This is a genomic window from Oliverpabstia sp. (genome assembly GCF_022785585.1).
Lineage (GTDB): Bacteria > Bacillota > Clostridia > Lachnospirales > Lachnospiraceae > Oliverpabstia > Oliverpabstia intestinalis.
On sequence record NZ_JALFPR010000007.1, the window covers coordinates 1 to 2,097 of the forward strand.

A 2,097-nucleotide genomic window follows, 5' to 3' on the forward strand; every position below is an offset into this window, starting at 1 on the left:
AGATCAGGTGGAGATCCCGGCAGTACACATGGCAAGGCATGGGGCAGGATTATGGCAGGGAAGAGTGGACGAGATCAAAGACCCCTATGCGTGGGGTTCGTCGACGGTGGCAGGGATCCTGAAAAAGCGGGAATATCTTGGTCACACTGTTAATTTCAAGACCAGAAAGCATTTTAAGGACAAAAAGAGCCATTATGTGTCAGAAGATAACTGGACAGTATTTGAGGACACGCAGGAAGCGATCATTGATCAGGAAACCTTTGATAATGTCCAGAGAATCCGGAAGAATGTCCGCAGATACCCGGACGGATGGGGAGAAGCACATCCACTGACAGGGCTGATGTATTGTGCCGATTGCGGGGCAAAAATGTATGTGCACCGGGTAAATAATGGGAAAAGAATCCCACAATATACCTGTTCTGCATATAGCAAGGTTCCGGTTGGAACACTTTGCCCGACACAGCACAGGATTAATGCGGATATTGTGATGGAGCTGATAAAAGACCTGCTGAAAGCTATCGCAGAATATTCCCATCTGAACCGGGAAGAGTTCATTGAGACAGTGAAGACAACACAGAATTCCCAGCAGTCCAGTGAAATCGTGAGACTGAAAAACAGGATAGCAGAAGCGAAAAAGCGTCTGCAGGAACTGGAAAAACTGATCTGCCGAATATATGAGGATAATATCCTCGGTAAGCTGCCGGACGAACGTTACGCAGTCCTTGATGGGCAGTATTCCAAAGAACAGAAAGAACTGACAGCGGAAATTTCAGAATTGGAAGCAGAGGTAGCCGGATATGAAAATGGCAGACGGTCTGCGGAAAGATTTATTGCACTGGTGGACAAATATCAGAATTTTGATGAACTGACCACATATATGCTGAATGAGTTCGTGGAAAAGATTCTGGTGCATGAGAGGGACAGGAAAGGAAGCCAGCAGACCACACAGGAGATTGAGATTTATTTTAATTTTGTGGGAAGGTATCTTCCACCGCATTTTGGAGAAGTCCAGCTGACGACGGAAGAGGAAGAAGAATTACGAAAGCGAGAAGCCAGGAAGGACAGGCTGCACCAGAATTATCTGAGGCGGAAGGCAAATGGAAAACAGAAAGAATACGAAGACAAAGTAAAAGAAAAAAGAAAAGCCGAGATCGAGGCGAAGAAGGAAGCAATCCGGCAGGAAGATATTGCGAAAGGTGTGTTTGTTCCAGTGTCGATGCTTCCGGCTGCAGAACCAAAGAAAGGGGTGGCAAATGCATGAAAGAATTGAAACCGATGATACATGATGAAAAGAACGGACTGGATTATATCCTTGTGGGAGATTATTATATCCCGCTGATCCGTGTGGCGGAAGAACCCCGGGATATTGGTTTTTATGGAAGCCTCCGAAGGAATTTTCTGAAAGACTACCGGCAAGCTTTGTATTCCCAGCTGATGCTGACTGGGAAGCTCTGGTCGTATCTTGCTGATTTGAATGAAATCTGTGTGGAACGCAGGGATAACATGATGGATCAGATGATGGAAGCAGAGGGTGTCACAGAGGAATTAAAGGGAAAAGACCAGATGGAATGGCTCCGCAGGGTAAATAACATCCGCAACAGAGTGGATGAAGTTATTTTGAATGAACTGGTTTATGTGTAGGGGGATGCTTATGAGATACCGGATTGAATATGCAGATGGTCGGTGCTGTAATTTCGCCAACAGCCGGAAAGACCTTCTGGAATGGCTGAAACTCTTAAAGGACGAAGAGATCATAGATATTCGGAAAATCTACAAAAACGGTGTGACAGATTCCGTACTTGAGAAGTATCGAAACTATGTGAACAGAAATGCCGGATAGGAAGGAGAAGACAGGATGAAAGCCATACATTTTATTTTTAAAATCATGTTCCTGCCTGTGATGGTTGCTCTGGGAGTCATAAGACTGTTTGCGGAGTTCCTTGCAGGAATATCAGCAGTCATCTTCCGGGTAATTGCAGGAATCTTTCTTCTGACCGCCCTGCTAAGCTATGGCTTGGGGCTGGAAAGTTCCGGGGAATGCCTGAAAATGGTATTGGCTGGCTTCCTGTTTTATCTCCTGCCATGTACGGTTGAAAT

4 protein-coding genes are annotated in these 2,097 nt (G+C 45.5%); all 4 read left to right on the plus strand.

Annotated elements, in window-relative coordinates; all coding sequences use genetic code 11:
- The coding region (locus tag MSA64_RS00275) for a DUF4368 domain-containing protein (protein WP_287890056.1) at positions 1–1,261 on the plus strand (1,261 nt) is incomplete at its 5' end.
- Positions 1,258–1,641, plus strand: coding sequence for a TnpV protein (locus MSA64_RS00280; RefSeq protein WP_235232800.1), 384 nt, complete (start codon positions 1,258–1,260; stop codon positions 1,639–1,641). The genes MSA64_RS00275 and MSA64_RS00280, both read left to right, overlap by 4 nt.
- A 10-nt stretch (positions 1,642–1,651) precedes the next feature.
- Entirely contained in the window at positions 1,652–1,840 is a 189-nt protein-coding gene (locus MSA64_RS00285; protein ID WP_287890058.1) for a hypothetical protein, read from the plus strand.
- 15 nt (positions 1,841–1,855) lie between these two features.
- The coding region (locus tag MSA64_RS00290; protein WP_287890060.1) for a hypothetical protein at positions 1,856–2,097 on the plus strand (242 nt) is incomplete at its 3' end.